13 protein-coding genes and 3 riboswitches are annotated in these 18,186 nt (G+C 39.5%); of the genes, 5 read left to right on the top strand and 8 right to left on the bottom strand.

Features of this window, described 5'->3' with window-relative positions; genetic code table 11:
• Window positions 1–27: 27 nt before the first annotated feature.
• Both bluB and ACXAE4_RS22935 read left to right on the top strand, forming a co-directional pair.
• Entirely contained in the window at window positions 28–681 is a 654-nt protein-coding gene (gene bluB, locus ACXAE4_RS22940; RefSeq protein ID WP_013055676.1) for a 5,6-dimethylbenzimidazole synthase, read from the top strand.
• A 168-nt stretch (window positions 682–849) separates the two neighbouring features.
• Window positions 850–1,884, top strand: coding sequence for an AI-2E family transporter (locus tag ACXAE4_RS22935; RefSeq protein ID WP_028412216.1), 1,035 nt, complete (start codon window positions 850–852; stop codon window positions 1,882–1,884).
• 43 nt (window positions 1,885–1,927) lie between these two features.
• Here the strand turns inward: ACXAE4_RS22935 and ACXAE4_RS22930 are convergent, their stop codons facing one another.
• A complete protein-coding gene (locus ACXAE4_RS22930) occupies window positions 1,928–2,803 on the bottom strand; it encodes a LysR family transcriptional regulator (protein WP_098999768.1) in 876 nt (291 codons plus the stop codon).
• Window positions 2,804–2,964: 161 nt separating this feature from the next.
• Between ACXAE4_RS22930 and ACXAE4_RS22925 the strand changes: the two genes are divergently transcribed.
• A complete protein-coding gene (locus tag ACXAE4_RS22925) occupies window positions 2,965–3,945 on the top strand; it encodes a zinc-binding dehydrogenase (RefSeq protein WP_154989500.1) in 981 nt (326 codons plus the stop codon).
• Window positions 3,946–4,182: 237 nt separating this feature from the next.
• Complete coding sequence (locus ACXAE4_RS22920; RefSeq protein ID WP_223546326.1) at window positions 4,183–4,749, top strand: DedA family protein; 567 nt, start codon at window positions 4,183–4,185, stop codon at window positions 4,747–4,749.
• A 117-nt stretch (window positions 4,750–4,866) separates the two neighbouring features.
• On the opposite strand, the gene atzF is transcribed toward ACXAE4_RS22920, so the two are convergent.
• From atzF to ACXAE4_RS22895, 5 genes are all read right to left on the bottom strand, one after another.
• Window positions 4,867–6,615: an allophanate hydrolase gene (gene atzF / locus ACXAE4_RS22915; protein ID WP_475236996.1), complete on the bottom strand. Its 1,749-nt coding sequence runs from the start codon at window positions 6,613–6,615 to the stop codon at window positions 4,867–4,869.
• A gap of 14 nt (window positions 6,616–6,629) precedes the next feature.
• On the bottom strand, window positions 6,630–10,241 hold the full coding sequence (gene uca / locus ACXAE4_RS22910) for an urea carboxylase (RefSeq protein WP_475236994.1): 3,612 nt from the start codon (window positions 10,239–10,241) through the stop codon (window positions 6,630–6,632).
• Window positions 10,242–10,257: 16 nt separating this feature from the next.
• Window positions 10,258–10,911, bottom strand: coding sequence for an urea amidolyase associated protein UAAP2 (locus ACXAE4_RS22905; protein WP_047751562.1), 654 nt, complete (start codon window positions 10,909–10,911; stop codon window positions 10,258–10,260).
• Between the two features lie 20 nt (window positions 10,912–10,931).
• Window positions 10,932–11,669, bottom strand: a complete 738-nt coding sequence (locus tag ACXAE4_RS22900) for an urea amidolyase associated protein UAAP1 (RefSeq protein WP_154989493.1) — start codon at window positions 11,667–11,669, stop codon at window positions 10,932–10,934.
• A 47-nt stretch (window positions 11,670–11,716) separates the two neighbouring features.
• Window positions 11,717–11,821, bottom strand: a riboswitch (guanidine-I (ykkC/yxkD leader).
• 124 nt (window positions 11,822–11,945) lie between these two features.
• Window positions 11,946–13,295, bottom strand: a complete 1,350-nt coding sequence (locus tag ACXAE4_RS22895; RefSeq protein WP_049163081.1) for an APC family permease — start codon at window positions 13,293–13,295, stop codon at window positions 11,946–11,948.
• Between the two features lie 63 nt (window positions 13,296–13,358).
• Window positions 13,359–13,460: riboswitch (guanidine-I (ykkC/yxkD leader) on the bottom strand.
• A gap of 211 nt (window positions 13,461–13,671) precedes the next feature.
• Window positions 13,672–13,773: riboswitch (purine riboswitch) on the top strand.
• A gap of 508 nt (window positions 13,774–14,281) precedes the next feature.
• On the opposite strand from ACXAE4_RS22895, the gene ACXAE4_RS22890 reads away from it, so the two are divergent.
• Window positions 14,282–15,607 (top strand): amidohydrolase family protein, encoded by a 1,326-nt coding sequence (locus ACXAE4_RS22890; protein ID WP_258524431.1) that lies wholly within the window; start codon window positions 14,282–14,284, stop codon window positions 15,605–15,607.
• Window positions 15,608–15,636: 29 nt separating this feature from the next.
• Here the strand turns inward: ACXAE4_RS22890 and ACXAE4_RS22885 are convergent, their stop codons facing one another.
• Both ACXAE4_RS22885 and ACXAE4_RS22880 read right to left on the bottom strand, forming a co-directional pair.
• Window positions 15,637–17,379, bottom strand: coding sequence for a putative ABC transporter permease subunit (locus tag ACXAE4_RS22885; RefSeq protein WP_154989491.1), 1,743 nt, complete (start codon window positions 17,377–17,379; stop codon window positions 15,637–15,639).
• A complete protein-coding gene (locus ACXAE4_RS22880; protein ID WP_315942894.1) occupies window positions 17,376–18,155 on the bottom strand; it encodes an ABC transporter ATP-binding protein in 780 nt (259 codons plus the stop codon). The genes ACXAE4_RS22885 and ACXAE4_RS22880 overlap by 4 nt, the downstream gene beginning before the upstream one ends.
• Window positions 18,156–18,186 lie beyond the last annotated feature (31 nt).

Below are 18,186 nucleotides of genomic sequence, written 5' to 3'. Positions count from 1 at the left end.
AAAAGAGTTTAATGGAGGTTGAAAAAGATGAATTCGTTTACAAACGACGAAAAGCAAGCGGTATACAAAGCGATTTACGGAAGAAGAGATGTACGCACATTTTTGTCTGATGAGATTCCGAATGAAACGGTTTATAACATTCTACAGGCTGCTCACAGCGGACCTTCCGTCGGGTTTATGCAGCCTTGGAATTTTATATTAGTATCTGATACAGAAGTGAAAAATAAACTTGCCTGGGCAGCAGATAAAGAGAGAAGAGCACTGGCTATTCATTATGAAGGTGAAAAGAAAGAAGATTTTTTAGAGCTAAAGATTCAAGGATTAAAAGAAGCGCCGTTAACTATTTGCGTAACGTGTGATCCAACAAGAGGGGGCTCTCATGTTCTCGGAAGAAACTCAATTCCAGAAACTGATATGATGTCAACTGCGTGTGCGATTCAAAATATGTGGCTTGCTTCATATGCAGAAGGACTGGCAATGGGATGGGTAAGTTTTTATAAAAAAAATGATGTACGTGACATTTTACATATTCCTCCTCATATTGATCCTGTAGCGCTCATGTCAATTGGCTATACAGATAAATACCCTGAGAAACCAATCTTAGAACAAGCTAACTGGGAAAAAAGAAGGGATTTAGACAAGCTAATTTATCATAATGTATGGGAAAATGAAAAAGAATAGCGGAGAGAAAATAAAGACATACTAAAAAGCACCGAAATATAGTAAAATTTGAATATTAAATGATACACTATATATAGCGAAAGCGGATATGAGCGTCTAGCGTATCCGTTTTATTTATATGTATACAAATGACTTGGGAAAAAGAGAGATAGGAGAATTGAAGGTTTCATGAATATTGCAAGAAGTTGGCTTCACAACAAACTTACTGTTCGCATCATTACGCTTATTATTATTACAGTTTTACTTGTCAGCATTAGAAGTATGCTTCAGCTGCTGTTATTTACGTTTATTTTTACCTTTTTAATTGGTCGTCTTCAACAAACGTTAAGAAGAAAGCTTCCGCTTAATTCAACGCTTATACTCATCGTCATCTATATCGCACTGATTGGTGCTCTCGGTATTGTAGGATATGTATATATCCCGGTTATTATGACGCAAGTTACTGAGCTTGTACAGAAGCTGATGTATTTTTACAAGCACCCCCCTGATAATACATTCGTCACCTATATTATCGATAATCTAAAGAGATTTAAATCACCAGAAAATATTCAGCAGAATATTGATTTAGTATACAGCTATTTATCTAATATTGGAAAAGTAAGTGCACAAGTTTTCTTAGCACTCTTGTTAAGCCTATTCTTTTTACTTGAAAAGTCGCGGATTCACCGATTATTTGTCCAACTGGAACAATCTAGGCTGGGCTGGTTTTTCAAAGAAGCTGGCTATTTGGGGAGAAAATTTGTTAATTCCTTCGGCAAGGTAATAGAAGTTCAGTTTATTATCGCTTTTGTGAACAGCATTTTATCCGTTATTGCCCTGTGGGTGTTAGGGTTTCCTAATTTGCTTGCGCTTGGCGTTATGGTCTTTCTACTAGGGCTAGTGCCGGTTCTTGGGGTATTTGTTTCACTCATTCCGCTTTGTACAATCGCTTACAGTTTAGGAGGCGGTGTAAAAGTACTATCTGTGTTAATTATGGTGGTAGTACTTCACGCACTTGAAAGCTATGTATTAAATCCAAAGCTTATGTCATCTAAAACAAACTTGCCAACATTCATTACGTTTATCATTTTAGTATTTGGTGAACATTTCTTGGGCGTATGGGGGCTGATTCTTGGTATTCCTATTTTTATTTTCTTTTTAGATCTCGTAGGAGTAGATTCAGCACAGCAACTGTCAAAAAAAGAAGAGACTGGGACAAAATGATTTTAGACGAGGTGAAAAACGAACCATTAATCAAGATGTTTGATTAGTGGTTCGTTTCTTTTTTTAACGAGTGTATCGTTTTTTGAATGACTGGATGATCTCGATGCTTAAGTTTATAAGCAAGAAAGATCTGATTTTTTACCGCTAAATGTTCAAGTTCGATTTTCACCTTTTTTTCTTGGAGCGCTTCTTGAATCAAATAGCGGGGAAGCAGGCTGATTCCCATGTGATGCTGAATGGCTTTTAACACCGTTTGAAGATTTGGAATCACATGATGAGGCTGAATTTCAGGCCGTTTTTTAAAATGCTGTCGCCAAAAACGCCTGATAATAGGAAGTTCAAGGCCATAGCTAATCCACCGCTGATTGTATAAAAAATCCTCTATGTCTTCATTGGGTGTCATTTCAAAAGAAGGAGGGACGGTTAAGACAAACTCTTCTTCTTCAATGACCGTATATTCGACTCCTGGTATTTGCAATCTTTGGGTTGTAATCGCAATATCAATTTCGTCGCTTTGTATCTTTTCAAGTAAAACAGAAGCAATACCAAACTGGCTGTAGCAGCGGATACCTGCATCTTTTATTCTTTCTAAAGCTTGTTCGGTAAAATACTCTACGGGAGAACCAATTTTTACGACCGGCAGCGCGTCGGGAGATGAAGCGGTCATTTTTAATTCAATTGAAGCAGCTTCTAGACTTTCAATTAACGGGACAATACGCGTGTACAGTTCTTTACCTTTTTCTGTTGGAATCATCTTTCTTGGTGCACGGATAAATAAACCTTCGCCTATTTCAGCTTCTAAAGCAGCTAAGTGCTGACTCATGGCCGGCTGCGTTAATATCCTCGCTCTGGCTGCTTCAGAAACGGATCGATATTTGTAAATGCTAATAAAGCTGCGATACCATTCAAAATCAATCATTTATGCTATCCTTTCTTATAAATTTATTTATGGATATCTATTTATTTTCTAATTTGTATTATAGACAAGCTCTCTTTAAAATAAAAATAGTAAGCAAATCATTTTTAGATAAAATAATAAAAGTAACGCTAAGCAAATGATTTAAAAAGGAGAGTTAGACTGTGAAAGCATTATTATTGCAAGATAAAAATAAATGGACAGAAATGAAAGTAGAAGAAATAGAAAAACCTCTTCCAAATAAAGGAGAAGTAGTAGTTGAAGTTCACGCAGTGGGACTTAATCCAGTGGATTATAAAACGGCTACTAATGGAAATCCTCATTGGACATATCCTCACATTCTAGGTTTGGATGTAGCTGGGACAATTGATGAAGTTGGAGAAGGAGTAGTTGACTGGAAAAAAGGAGACCGCGTTGTCTATCACGGGGACTTTATGAAAAAAGGCGGATATGCTGAGTATGCGGTCACAACTGCTCATTCAATTTCGCGCATTCCTGATGCTGTTACATTTGAAGAAGCTGCTGCATTGCCTACGGCAGGTTACACGGCGTATGAAGCACTATTTCGTAAACTTCCAATGAACCATATTCAAACCATCTTAATTCACGGAGGAGCTGGAGGCGTAGGGGGCTTTGGCGTGCAGCTTGCTAAAAACGCTGGAAAAACCGTTTTCTCAACAGCTTCAGCACATAATCATGAGTATGTGAAGTCGTTAGGAGCTGATTATGTAATGGATTATCGCGAGGAAAACGTCGTAGAAAAAGTATTGGAGCTGACAAATGGTCGCGGCGTAGATGCTGTGCTTGATACGGTGAGCGCAAAGAACGCAACGGATTCTTTAGATATGATTGCCTATAGAGGACATTTAGCACATATTGCTGGTGCACCTGATTATACAAAAGTAAAGCCTTTTACAAAGGTGATTTCTTATCATGAAGTAGCTTTAAATGCTGCACACCACATTGATGACATGATGGCGCAAGCGGATTTAGCAAAAATGGGAGATGAGCTTTTAGCATTAGTAGCAGAGAAGAAAGTAGCTCCGATGATTGAGCGCATCATCTCGTTAAAAGAAGTGCCAAGTGCATTAGAAGAGCTTTCAAAACGCCATGTGAAAGGGAAAATTATTGCTAAAGTTAAATAAATAGCAGGACAGAAAAGACTCTTTTATTACAACTAATAAAAGAGTTTTTTTTCTGCTATTTTCTTTTTTTGCGTTACTTCACTTATGAACTGCATATGATAGAAGATAATCAAATATAGCAAACGGGTGCGTATAAGCTTTTTTTACTAGTAAAATTGCTTTGAAATCGTGAAATTTTGAATAGTTTGAGTTATGATGAAAGAACGTGAAATTTGTATGATTGAAAGGAGAAAAAAGGTGCAAGGGTTTATTGATTTTGTACAAAACTTAGGCATAGTGGGCATCTTTATTGCTACAGCAATCGAAGCTGCGGCAATTCCTTTTCCGTGTACGTTATCGATTTTGCTCATTGGCTCGGTTCTGCAGCTCTCAATATGGAAAATCCTTATGGTTTCAGCTGTCAATACCGTTATTTATATCGCATTCAACTATATTCCGTTCGTGATGGGATACAGGTTTGAATCTATTACCAAGCGCTGGTTTGGTGAAAAAAATATAAAGCGTGCCCAAAAGTGGTTTCATAAGTATGGAAAATGGAGTATTACGATTTCTCGGCCCATCAGTATCGCAAACTATATAACCTATTTGGCAGGCCTTAGTAAAATTAAATCTAAGGACTTTGTTTTATACAGCACATTAGGTATTTTTCCATGGTTTGTTTTTTTGCTCTATGTAGGAGGACTTGGAGATATTGAAAAAATCCAAAAATATTTGCATGATGTAGACCGTTTAATATTTGTTATTCTTATAATCGGAGTGATAGTTGGTGCAGGCTGGTGGATGAAAAAGAGAAAAAGTACATAAAAAAGACCGGACCAAATAAGTGATTCCTTAAAATAAGAGCGCTTTTATAGTAAGGTTTTTATAACTCAAAAGAGCCGCCTCTAAGTCGAAACCCTGACTTAGAGGCAGCTCTTTTATTCAACTATAAACAGCCCGCCAGCTTCTATAAGACGTAATATCCTCCGCATCTTCTGTCGCATGAGCTTCACAAAGAAAACCCGCTACTTCACTGCCGTCTTCGAGAGTGATTTTGCCTAGTCCAAGAGGAGAAGGGATAGAATCGGCAAAAGAGCCGAGTAGTGATAAGGGCATTTCCCAAAGTTCAACTTCAATTTTTTCTCCTTGTTGATGCGTTCGCAGCAGCCCCGGTTTTGCTGGAGAAGTAGGCAGTTTAAAAAGCTGGTAATAAGGAGCGGTTTGGTCTTTTCGTACGAATGAAGCTCCGTGTTCACGCATTTGAAATTCAAGTGGAAACCCGCGCATATGCAAACCGCAAACAGCTACTAAGGTTGTATCTTTTCTTGAATCAACCGTTCGTTCACCATTTAAAAACACTTCGCTAAGCCCGCAAATGAATTGTTCGCCGTCAAATGTAGAGAAAAATGAAATGCCAAACGGTAAATCAAAATATGCATCTTGAGATGGAAGAGAGACAGCGCATAAGTCGAGCAAGTTACAATGGTTTGTAAAACGCCCCATGTCACTGTTTGTTTCAATTGGATTTTCTCTTACTTGTTCCCGCGTCCACGTTCCGCCTGCTGTCGGCATAACAAGAACAGCATTTTTAAGCTGATGATATGCTTTATGTTTAAAGGATTGAAGCTTATGTGAAGCTTGAAATAAAGCAGCAGCATCATATTCTGATTTAGCTCCTGAACGAAGGACTTGCTCGGTTACAGGAAATGCTGTTTCTTCATGAGAAGTAATAAATTCTCCTAAGTCAGCCCAGCGCTCCGCTACGTATGGGCCGTCATACAATAAAGCAGCTGCTTCGCTTAAATACGAGCCGTCAATGTATTCAATGGGAATAGATAAACCTTCAATCTTTTTCACTGCTTGCTTCCAAGCTTCCTCGTACTGCTCAGCAAACGGTCCGTAAAATGAGAGCGGTTCTTTTACCATACAAATTTTTTCAGGGAGAGCCGAAGAAGCCCGAACAACAGAGCGTGACCATGGATCTTGATCGTCTACTCCTCTAATAATAGAATCTACAAGCAGTACGTCACTCCATTCATGAGCAAAAGCAGTGACGCAGTCTAAGCTTTTACACGCCGGAACTACACCTGCAGATGGCCACGCTCCGAGAGAAGGTTTATAGCCAATTAAACGGTTTAAACCGGCTGGGACGCGCCCTGAACCTGCTGTATCGGTGCCTAAAGAAAAAGCAGCATGCCCGCGAGCTACGGATACAGCTGACCCTGAGCTCGATCCGCCGCTAATGAGCTCGGACTTTAACGCATTGTGCGTTTCGCCGTAAGGGCTTCGTGTACCGACCAGCCCTGTAGCAAATTGGTCCAAGTTGGTCTTTCCAAGAGGAATAGCACCTGCATCGATAAGACGTTGAACAACCGTAGCATGTGCAGAAGGGATATACGTATATTCTTTACATCCGGCTGTCGTTGGTACATGTGCTATATCAATATTATCTTTAACGGCGAATGGAATTCCCCATAAAGGTAACGCTTCAGGGCTTAGGGTAGCTAAGCGATCGAGATAAGGTTTTAACTCACAGAGTGTAGGAGGGGTAATCCAAATGTTCATGTCTTTATCAGCTTCTACACGCGTAAGAATTTGATGTACTACATCTTCCGGAGTTAATTCTTTTTTGATATACATATCACGTAACCATTGAACCGAAAATGTTTTAGGCAAGCTCACTGTTTTCATTGTATCCACCGTCCTTAATGAGTAATTGGAGCAAAGGCTTTTATACCGGCAATCAGCTGTCCAGCTTGTACTTCATCGCCGGGTTTTACATGAATAGAACTGATATATCCATCCATAGGTGCTAGCTGTGGAAACTCCATTTTCATACTTTCTTCGATAATTAATGTATCGCCTTTTTCAACTTTTTGTCCTTCTTCAACAAGAACTTTCCATACGCTTCCCGGCATTGTACAGCGCGCGGCTTCCGTACCTTCGGGCAGTTCTTGTTCCGTAATTTCAGCCGTTTCATGTTCAGAGACGTACTCAGCTAAGCCAAGTGCTTTCCAATCTTCTCGTTCTGTTTGAAAAGCAGCCTGCTGGGTGTGACGAAAAGCAGCCGTGCTTTCTTCAATAGATGAAAGAAAATCTAAATATTCTCTAAGTTTAAACGTTGTCTCCGTAATATCTGCTTCAAATCTCCCGCGAAGAAAATCTTCGCGCAGTTTTAAAAGCTCATCTGCTTCTACTGGGTAAAATTGAATTTGATCAAAGAAACGAAGAAGCCACGGTTTTCCTGCTTCAAAACTTTCCGTTTGACGAAGTCGGTTCCACATTTGAATCGTGCGTCCCACAAATTGATAGCCGCCAGGACCTTCCATTCCGTATACGCACATATACGCACCGCCAATACCAACAGCATTTTCAGGTGTCCATGTACGAGCGGGATTATATTTCGTTGTAACTAAACGGTGACGAGGGTCTAGAGGCGTAGCAACAGGTGCGCCTAAATATACATCTCCAAGCCCCATTACAAGATAATTAGCGTCAAATACAACTCGTTTCACATCTTCAATGTGATCCAGACCGTTTACTCGGCGAATAAACTCTAGATTGCTTGGACACCAGGGAGCATCTGGGCGAACGTTTTGCTGATAGCGTTCAATAGCTAATTGAGTCGCAGGATCATCCCATGAAAGTGGAAGTTTTACAATACGAGAGGGAACTTCCATTTCTTCAAGAGGAGGAAGTGCGCGATCTATAGCTGAAATGTGCTGGCAAAGTTCAAGAATAGACATCTTTGTTGCATCAATATGAATTTGAAGAGAACGGATACCAGGCGTTAAATCTAGAACTGGTAAATCCTTACGCTTTTGAATAGCTTCCATTAAAGCATGCACTTGGAAGCGAAGCAGCAGATCCAGCTCCATTTCTCCGTACTCCACAAGTATATTTGCATCGCCTGAGCAGCGGACGGAAAATGGGAAGCGTCTATTTTCCGTTTCGTTAATCAGCAGCGGATAATCGCTTTTGAGCGGCTGTGCTACTGGATTTGTAAACACAGGAAGTGATGCAGATGTTCCGATACGCTGTAAAAAGTCTTCCTGCGTACATTTGAGTTTTTCAGCTTGTTCAAGATCAATTAATTTAAACGAAATTTTATCTCCGGGGTGAAGCTGTCCTATTTTCCAAAACTCTGCTGAAGCAGTCGTAACAGGGCAAACAAAGCCCCCGAGGCTCGGGCCGTCTGGGCCAAGTAAAATAGGCATATCTCCAGTTAAGTCTAAGGTGCCGATGGCATAGGCATTATCATGAATATTTGATGGGTGCAAACCGGCTTCTCCTCCATCTTCACGCGTCCAAAAAGGAGCGGGACCTATTAACCTAACGCCTGTTCTAGAGCTGTTAAAATGAACTTCCCATTTTGTATTTGTTAGCTGCTGCAAGTACTCTGGCTGCAAAAACTCTTCTGTACAATGAGGGCCGGGAATCACTCCGATTGTCCATTCTTTAGACATGGTTGGCTGGTAGGAAAGAGCAAGTTCATTTTCAACGTGAGCGTAGTCAGAAACACGCAGTACATCTCCCGTGCGAAGTGCTCTTCCGCCGTGTCCTCCGAAACTTCCTAGTGTAAAAGTAGAAGAACTGCCTAATATTTTAGGCATATCAAGTCCGCCGCCAATCAGTAAATACGTGCGCATTCCTTCGGTTGCTTCACCAAATGAAAGAATTTGCCCTGGCTTTGCTTGAATGGTTTTATACATGGGAATTTCAGCGCCGTCTAATGTAGCCTGCATGTTGGCACCTGTAATACAAAAAGATACATTGGCTCTAAATTTATAAGAGCCGCCTCGGAGAGTCATTTCAATTCCCGGGGCATCCGGTGAATTTCCGAGAAGTTTGTTTCCTATGCGAAAAGCAAAAGGATCCATTGGACCGCACGGTGGAACTCCTACATTCCAGTGCCCGGTGCGTCCCGGGTAATCTTGAACAGTGGACTGAACGCCGCCGTCTAATACTTCAATTGCTTGTTCGCTCGGAGTATATGAGTTAAGCATTTGAGTATACACATCGCCTGTTTTACACGCTTTTTCTTCTAACAGTCCCTGCAAGTATTGAAGATTAGTAGTAACGCCGTATAATCTTGTCTCTTTTAAAGCAGCGCTCAATTTTAGAAGAGCTTCTTCTCGTGTTTTTCCATGAACGATAATTTTAGCGAGCATAGGATCATAAAGTGATGTTACAGTAATGCCGTCTCGCATCCATGTTTCAACTCGAGCACTTTTAGAGAAAATGGCTTGGTCGATTTGCCCGCCGCTTGGACGAAAATCATTTAAGCAATCTTCGGCATAAATACGCGCTTGGATACTGTGACCTGAAGGAACAGGAAGCAAAGAAGGAAGGTTTACCAGCTCATCGCATGCTTCTTTAAGCATCCATTCTACTAAATCGATGTTTAACACTTCTTCTGTAACGCCGTGTTCTACTTGAAGACGAGTATTTACTTCTAAAAAATAAAACTTCTCCGCTTCGGCGTCATATAAAAATTCTACTGTTCCTGCACTTCGGTATCCCACTTCTTTAGCTAGTCGAGTAGCTGCTTGCAGCATATTTTCCCGTATATATGAAGGGAAGTTTGGAGCTGGACTTTCTTCAATTACTTTTTGATTTCTTCGCTGAATAGAGCAGTCGCGTTCTCCTAAAGCCACTACTTCTCCAAAAGAATTCCCGAAGATTTGAACTTCCACATGGCGAGCTTTTTGAATGTATTTCTCTAAAAAAACACCGCTGTTTTTAAAGTTTGTTTGTGCTAAATGGCAAACTGAGTCAAAAGCGGCTTGAAGCGCTTTTTCATCCTGGCAAACACGCATTCCAATTCCGCCGCCGCCAGCTGTACTTTTTAACATAACGGGATAGCCAATCTCTTCAGCAGCACGTACAGCTTCTGATACATCTGTAATAAGAGGTGTACCAGGAAGCAAAGGCACGTCCGCTTTTTGCGCAATTTCCCGAGCTGAATGTTTCAATCCGAATATTTCCATTTGCTGAGGTGTAGGACCAATAAATACAATTCCTTCAGCTCGACAGCGACGAGCAAATTCCGCGTTTTCGCTTAAAAAACCGTAGCCTGGATGAATAGCTTCCGCTCCTGTTTTCTTTGCGATATCCAGAATAAGGTCTTCGTTTAAATAACTTTCTTTGACCGGGCCGCTGCCAATTAAAATGGCTTCATCTGCTTCATCAACGTGCAGGCTGTCTTGATCAGCTTCTGTATAAACAGCCACAGATTTCACTCCAAAATGTCGTAATGTTCGCTCAATTCTAACGGCAATTGCTCCTCGGTTCGCAATTAATACTTTTGTAAACATAGATGAACACTCCTTTTTATAATGAATCCCAAATAACTAAGCGAATAGGGGTAGGGTTATAATCGTTGCACGGATTATTAAGCTGAGGGCAGTTGCTGATCAATACAAGTGTAGGATTGATCGCTTCCATTTCTACATAGTATCCAGGTGCAGACACTCCGTCATTAAACGTTAATCCGCCGCTTGGCGTCACAGGTACATTCATAAAAAAGTTTACGTTCGGTGCTAAATCTCTTTTGGTGTAGCGACTATCATATTTTGATAGCTGTAGCATAAATGTATCTCGGCAGTTATGCATCGGAAGCGTGTCATGTGCATAACGTACGGTGTTGCTTTGTGCCGAACAAGCTCCCCCTAAAGTATCGTGGCGTCCGCACGTGTCAGCTACAATTTTGACTAGTTCTTTTCCAGATTGAGAGAGCAGCACCGTGCCGGTGGATAAATAAATATTTCCTTGATTAGCAATCGTAGATACTGCACTGTAATGATCTTCTGGATTTTCTGCATCAAAGAATAACGTATCCGCTGCTTGATTTCCTTTTACATCTATTATTCTAAGCGTTTGTCCTGGTTTAAGTTCGTGCATCCAGCCATCCCCAGCCAGTACCGTTTCATCATAAATTGCGTTCTCTATTTTTCTGCTACTTTCCACTCGATTAAATACAGCCATTATAGAAGCCTCCTTCATTTTTAAATCGTTGATAATGTTTTATTTCCAAGCAATAGGTCATAAGACCATGTGTTTTCAAACGCTCGTTTATTTTCAGGTCTAAAATTTAAACAGTAGTCGTCTGAGCTTACAGGAGCTGCTTCATCTACGGTTATTTCAATCGGAACAGAAGGATACGTTTTACTTGGGTCTAAAGGGTTAGGGGTATTAGACAGTACAAAAAGCAAATCCATTTCTGTTCTAAGCGTAATAAAATCTCCTTTTTTACAATGAGAAGAAACAAAATTCATATTGCCTTCTTCGTCGCAGTATACTTTTGAAAATAAGTTAAGATTAGGGACTAAATCCCGTGTTGTTAAACCGTTGCGCAGAAGCTCCATTGAGAAGTTTTCTTCGCCATTCCTTCTCCATGCGTTTCGGGATTCTTGATAAGTAGATGCACCGTATTTTTGATGAGTTAAGCTGCGCGTAGTATAGCCTGAAATGGTATCATGCCAGCCGGTGGTGTCAGCAGTGATGCTTGCAAATGCTCTGCCGTTGTCACTCATCAGAACGTGTCCTTTTGTTAAATGAGCAGTATGCTGAGCTTTTAAGGTATCAGGCATGTTGTATCGTTCCGTTAAATCATAAGCGTTGTACAATAGTAGGGATGCGTTTGCACCGGATTCTTGTGCGGTAAACGTCACTGATTTTCCTCTCCCAATTCGTCCTGACCATTTTCCGCCCGCTGGGATGGTGTGCTTCCAGATATAACTCATAAAATAACCTCCTTAGAATAAAAAAAGGATAAAAGCTTGGGAGAGTAGTCTCCCAGGCTTTTATCCTTCCGTGTTATACAGCATAGCGCCATATCGCTCTCTCTCGGACCAGTCTTTAACGTATGTTAAACGGAACCCTAGACAGCTTTTTTGTTCTTAACATCTGTAAGAACCTTTATCCATTTGTGGCTTTCGATTAATCGTAGTATAGTATGTTTGAAAATAAGTTGACAAGCAGTTTGTTAGAATACCTGACACAAAAACTGATTTTTCAGTTTATTTTTCAGGGACCGTCACTTTTGAATGATCTCTCTTTACAAAAGGAGCCGATAGTCGAGATTTTACAAATAAATAGAGAAATCCAACCGTAAGCCAGGCGACACCAATCAAAAGAGTGTCTTTGTTTAACAGTGTGAGCAGCCATCCGATAAATGCCGCTCCTATCAAAGGGAAGATTAAATAAAGTATTGTTTCAGTAAACGATCGTTTCTTTAACTTAATATAAAAATGGGCAATGACTGATAGATTAACAAATGTAAAAGCGGTTAAGGCACCGAAACTGACAAAAGTAACGGCTGTGTTTAAATCAATAAACATTCCCAAAAACGAAAAAGCGGTAACAAGCAAGATATTCACCACGGGCGTTTTAAACGTTGGATGAATATATGAAAATACCTTCTGAGGCAGCACGGATTCACGGCCTAAAGCATATAAAAAGCGAGTCACGCTTGTGACTGAAGAAACTCCTTGAGTAAAGGTTGCGATAATTAAGACCGTAATAAATAGACTGCTTAAAAGATTTCCGCCCACTAATTTTACAAGGGTGTAGGCAGCATTATCAGGATTAGTAAATGTGAATCCCGGATAGGCAATCTGTGTAAAATACGAAATAGCGATGTACATAACAGCTGCAATACAAACAATAAGAAAAATGGCTTTTGGAATGGTCCTTTCCGGTTGAATCGTTTCTTCCGCCATTGTTGTCACGGCATCAAATCCTAAAAAGCAAAAGCAAATGAGCGCAGCTCCAGAAAAGATAGTCGTAAACGGTACATCTGAAGCCAAAAAAGGATGAAGTGAAAAAAGAGTAGAAGAACTAGCTTGACCTGTTGCAATATCTTTGATGATAAATAAACAAAACAAACTTATAAATAGAATCTGAACTACAACAGAGATGCCGCTTATACGAGCGACAGATTTAATACCAACAATATTGACTAAAGCTAAGATAATGTTCATGACAATGACCCATACGTATACAGGAATAGAAGGAAATTCCGTATGCATAAAAATACCAAATGTTAAAATAGCGATAATAGGGGAGAAAATATAGTCTAAAAGAAGTGCCCAGCCTACTAAAAAGCCAAGGCGAGGATGTATAGCTTTTTTCGTATACGTATAAGCAGATCCCGCTATTGGATATGCTTTTACCATTCGGCTATAGCTATATGCGGTAAAAAAGATAGCTAAAAAAGCAAGTAAATAAGCAAGGACCATTTGCCCTCCAGCCGCATCGTAGGCTACTCCGTAAACTGTAAAGAAAATCATCGGAGTCATCCAGGCAAGACCCAAAAATACAATTTGATATACCTTTAGCGATTTACTTAACGCTGGTTGGTTGTTCATACAAATCCCTTCTTTCCTCTATTTTATACTAGTAAAAAAGAAAAGCCTGGGAGAATGATGTCATTCTCCCAGGCTTTTATCCTTCCGTGTATACGGACCGTTCCGTACGCTCTCTCTCGGACCAGCCTTTAACATGTGTTAAACGGAACCCTAGATCGCTTTTTGTCTTCAACAGAGCGAAGACCTTTATAGATAATGTAAGTAGTTCGAAGTATAAGCAGGATTATAAGAAGATGCAACTACTGTGTTAGATAGTTTAACAAACTTTTTAAAAAAGTAAACTTTTGTAAAAGGCGAACTATATATAATTTTATTAAAAAGATTATTCGTTTATAGTTGACTTATAGAGAGACCTATAGTATATTTGTAGACAAGAAAAAGCTAAATACGGTTCACTCATATATGTTTGAGAATATGGCTCAGACGTTTCTACCTTATCACCGTAAATGATAGGACTATGAGTAAAAAGTGAATCTAGGTTCCCATTTTTACGTTAGTAGAAAGTTTGGTCCAAGCGATTCACATATTCACTTTTGAAAGGAAGTGGATATGACACCGAAGGGATAAAAGCCCAGGCGGGTAGGTTTTTGCTCATTGTATTTGAGAGACCTGCCTTTGTTTGGGCTTTTTCTTATGTGTCTATTTACAGTATAAGCGAGTAATGAAAATTTCTTGTTTGTATCTGCATTGCTTTCTGGGGAGAATAGCGATGTAAAGCATGAAATCACTCACTGAAGCTTTATCTGTAAGCCCTCATTTAACCATGGGAAGTACATTCTATCTATTTTCTAGCATTTTTTCTTTGATGAGCAGCGTGGGGACGCTGCTCCTTTTTTTGTTCTCGCTTTTTTCTCTGTAAATAAAGGCCTTTAAAGAGAAGGTGATTTGCGAAATTTGGCGAATTAATGCTTTAAACAATAAATAATAGAGAAGATAAAGCGGTCTATGAAAAATGAAGAAGTTGAAAAATTGAGGAGGGAATTATATTGCTTCACTTAATTAATGTTCGCTTGCCAATTATGCACGATCACGCTCTTTTTGAAGTGAAAATTTCAAATGGAATGTATACTTCTATCGTTTTACAAAACGGTTATCTTGAAGGTGACGAGTTTTTTCCGCTACACGCAGCCGTGTTAGGAAAAGAAACGTCACTTGATGCACAGGGTCGTGTGCTATTACCAGGATTTGTAGATATGCATATGCATTTAGACAAAGCTCATTCGCTTCCTCAAGTGCCCAATCTATCTGGAACTCTTCAAGAAGCCATTAAAAATTACAGCAGCAGCCTGCCGACATTTCCAGAAGAAGAAATTAAGCAGCGAATGTTTAAAACTGCTTTGCAGGCATTAGCTAACGGTACGACTACGATTCGAACGCATATTGATTTTGACTGCAGCATGGAAGAAGATAGCTTATTTCGAAGTTTACAAGCGGCTGTCGAAGTGAGAGATGAATTAAGCCCGTATATGGATGTGCAGGTTGTTCCGCTATTCTCTAACTTAGACATTGATGATATGCATAAGATGACTAAAATTGAACGAGCATTCGACCTTGAAATTGATGCGATTGGAGGCTGTCCTCATTTAGCTGGAAATCCAGAAAAAGAGATTGATGCTCTGTTTTCGCTGGCTCAAGCCTATAATAAACCTCTTGACTTACATGTTGATGAAAGCGATGATCCATCTGTTGATACGATAATTAATATTGCTCATAGAACAATTGAATTAAATATGGAAGGAAAAGTGGTAGTGGGGCATCTTTGTTCGCTTGCAGGAATGACTGATGCAAAAGTGAAAGAAATCTTAAACCTTTTGAAACAGGCGAAAATTGGAGTTGTCACATTACCTGCTTCTAATTTATATTTACAGGGAAGAGAAGATAAAGGAATTGTAAGACGAGGCGTAACGCGTATTCGCGACATACAAAAAGCAGCGATTCCGATTGCTACTGCATCTGATAACGTGAACGACCCCTTTCATCCGTTTGGAAAAGCAGACTTGCTGCAAGTAGGGTTACTAACTGCCTATGCTGCACATATGGGAAGTCGGGATGATCAGCGGCAGTTGCTCCGAATGATTACAAGTATACCAGCCCGGCTGATTGGAAAAGAAAAGTATGGAGTGGAAGAAGGAAACGAAGCAAACTTTGTTCTGTTAAATGTCCAGTCTGTACAGGAAATATGGACTGAACTTCCTGAAACTCGCTTTGTTTTTAACAAGCATCGCTGGCTTAGCGTAAAAGAGACGCATCAGCGGCTCGCGGATACAAACTTGACCAACCTTTGGCAGGAAAATCAAATTTTAATTGGTTAAAAATAGCTGCCTTTTAAAGGCAGCTATTTTTATAAACTCTTTTTGTAGCTTTGGCGCCCTAAAGTAGAGCCGGAGTGTACTTTTGCCACTCGAATGCCTTTTTTTAAGCGTGTTGTGCTAAGTTTTAACATTAGAAAAGCAATTCCTCCTGAAAAGATAATGATTAGAGCAATGCCTATTAGATAAGCTATAGCAGGATATGCCATTTTAAATGAAAGCAAACTAGAAGCTAGACCAGCTATGAAACCAATAAATCCGCTTCCTGCAAGTTCGTCTGCAAATACTTTAAATGAAGGAGGGAGGTTTAGTAAAGCAAATGGAATAAGCGCTATAAACAAATACACATAGGCTAAAATTGCTAAGAGAATTGAAACTCCAAAAGTAAGACGGTTCTGAGGATTGTTAGGATTGTGTTTAGCTCCAATAGTACCTAACCAAATCCCGATACTGCTAATTCCAACGGTTAAAATTCCTTTTAGCAAAATACCACCAATTATTTGTAAAGCAGACCAATGAATGAACAAGCCTAGAACAATTTCAATGGTTGATAGCAGGATGAAAGGAAGCAGCCAGCTAATCCACAGCTTACCTAGTAGGAGTTGCCAACTTGAAATCGGCAGACTTTTTATAAGTGAAGCTGTTTCTGCTTCACGCGCGATGGAAGAGGCAGACATTGATCCGTTAAAGAGAGCGTAAAAGAAGAGGAAAAAAACTTGTACGCCGAGCCATACGTTATCTTTATAAGAAATTAAATTCTCTAAAGTAGCTCCACTTTTTAAAAAACCAACGGTAGGAAAGATAAGAAAGAATACAAAAGGCATAAAAACGAGCCATTCTCGCAAATCTCTTTTTATGTTTTTCCAGTCTGTCAAACCAATAACCATAATCGGATGATGAACTTTATACTTTTTGCTTGATGAAATTTTAGCTCTCTTTTTTCCTTTTCCTTCACTTAAACGAACCCATCCAGTTCTAAAACCTTTCTCCACTAAAGAAGAAGATAAGAGAATACTTAAAAAAGCTAACACCATAATACTTAACGCCGGTACAAAAGCATGAACAGATCCTTTAGCACTTGAAGTTATCGCTATGCTTGCCCAGTGAAAAGGCGTCCATGTAGGAAATAAGGGAAGGCCTGCTATTGCTTTTTCAAAAGGTGCTCCATTAGAACTGAAATTAGGAAGTTGAAATAATACATACACAATGACACCTGATAAAGCACTCATGGCTGTCATAAGTTCGTTTGCTCTCTGTGCAGGAATGAGTTGAACCAATATAAGGTTAAGTAAATAACAAAGAGAAAGTCCAATTACCACTGTACTTAATAAAACTGCAAATGAAATAATGTAAAATAAAAAGTTAGTATGAACTCGAATACCGTATACGATAAACGGTATATAAAATAGAAAAAACATTATCAACGGTGTAGAAAGAAAACTCTTAATATATTTTACCCAAAAAAGCTGTTTTGTCGGAATGGGCAGTGTAAATAAAAAAGATAGGTCCAAAGAAGAATACAAGTTTTTAAATACCTGTGGGATCCCCATTAAGACCAGCATCCCTATTAATAATAAACAGCTATAAGAAAATAAGCTGCTCATCAACTCAAAAGAGAGAGAGGGTGCGATTCTCCATACGCCTTTTGATAAAAAATACACAATGAGAGCAATAAATAAAGTAGAAAATCCAACCGTGGCGTATGCCTGTTTTTTAGAAGATCTAAAATGATTAAGAAGTAGTTTTCCTTCTGTTTGAAGCAAGAGTTTCATCATTGAATTTCACCGGCTTTTGCAAGTTCTTCTATGATGTTTTGCTGCTCTTCATTCCCTGTTAAATTGAGGAAGATGTCTTCGAGGGTGGACTGATCATTGTTCGCTTGCTCTCTAAGCTCTTTCATGGAACCTAAAGCAATAACTTCTCCATTTAAAATAATGCCAATTCGATCACAAAGCTGTTCAGCAATTTCTAAAATATGAGTAGTGATAAAGACTGTTACGCCGCTATCGCAAAGGCTACGCAATAGATTCTTCAGCGTTCTTGCGCTTTTGGGGTCAAGTCCTACAGTTGGCTCGTCCAAAAAAATAATTTCAGGGTTATGTAAAAGCGCCCCACATAAGGCTATTTTTTGTTTCATACCGTGTGAATATCCCTCAATAAGTTCATTTGCTCGTTCTTCTAGCTGAAAAAGGCTTAGCCATTTATTGGAGCGTGTCTCGAATTCATCAGCAGATAATTTAAAAATAGAGGCAATAAACTGCAAGTATTCCATACCAGTGAGTTTTAAGTAAAGTGTAGGTTGATCAGGAACGTATGCAATTTTTCGTTTTGCTTCAATGGGCGAATCCCATACATTAATCCCACATACATCAATAGAGCCTGAAGAAGGTTCTAAGAGGCCTGTCATCATTTTAATAGTAGTTGTTTTTCCTGCACCGTTAGGACCTAAAAATCCGAATAGTTCGCCACTTTCTACAGTTAAGTTAAGATCTTTGACGGCTTTGTGCGACCCATAGCTTTTAGATACATTTGATAGTGAAATAGAGTGCATCTTCATCCTCCTCGTTTGTTTTTCTACTATC

Source organism: Priestia sp. ABM2_011 (assembly GCF_056158845.1).
The sequence above is the reverse complement of the archived record's forward strand: the minus strand, read 5'-3'. Positions and strand labels throughout refer to the sequence as shown.

Coding starts and splice junctions, on each gene's coding strand:
- bluB (WP_013055676.1), top strand. CDS start 28: ATGAATTCGTTTACAAACGACGAAAAGCAAGCGGTATACAAAGCGATT.
- ACXAE4_RS22935 (WP_028412216.1), top strand. CDS start 850: ATGAATATTGCAAGAAGTTGGCTTCACAACAAACTTACTGTTCGCATC.
- ACXAE4_RS22930 (WP_098999768.1), bottom strand. CDS start 2,803: ATGATTGATTTTGAATGGTATCGCAGCTTTATTAGCATTTACAAATAT.
- atzF (WP_475236996.1), bottom strand. CDS start 6,615: ATGAAAACAGTGAGCTTGCCTAAAACATTTTCGGTTCAATGGTTACGT.
- uca (WP_475236994.1), bottom strand. CDS start 10,241: ATGTTTACAAAAGTATTAATTGCGAACCGAGGAGCAATTGCCGTTAGA.
- ACXAE4_RS22905 (WP_047751562.1), bottom strand. CDS start 10,911: ATGGCTGTATTTAATCGAGTGGAAAGTAGCAGAAAAATAGAGAACGCA.
- ACXAE4_RS22900 (WP_154989493.1), bottom strand. CDS start 11,669: ATGAGTTATATCTGGAAGCACACCATCCCAGCGGGCGGAAAATGGTCA.
- ACXAE4_RS22895 (WP_049163081.1), bottom strand. CDS start 13,295: ATGAACAACCAACCAGCGTTAAGTAAATCGCTAAAGGTATATCAAATT.
- ACXAE4_RS22885 (WP_154989491.1), bottom strand. CDS start 17,379: ATGATGAAACTCTTGCTTCAAACAGAAGGAAAACTACTTCTTAATCAT.
- ACXAE4_RS22880 (WP_315942894.1), bottom strand. CDS start 18,155: ATGCACTCTATTTCACTATCAAATGTATCTAAAAGCTATGGGTCGCAC.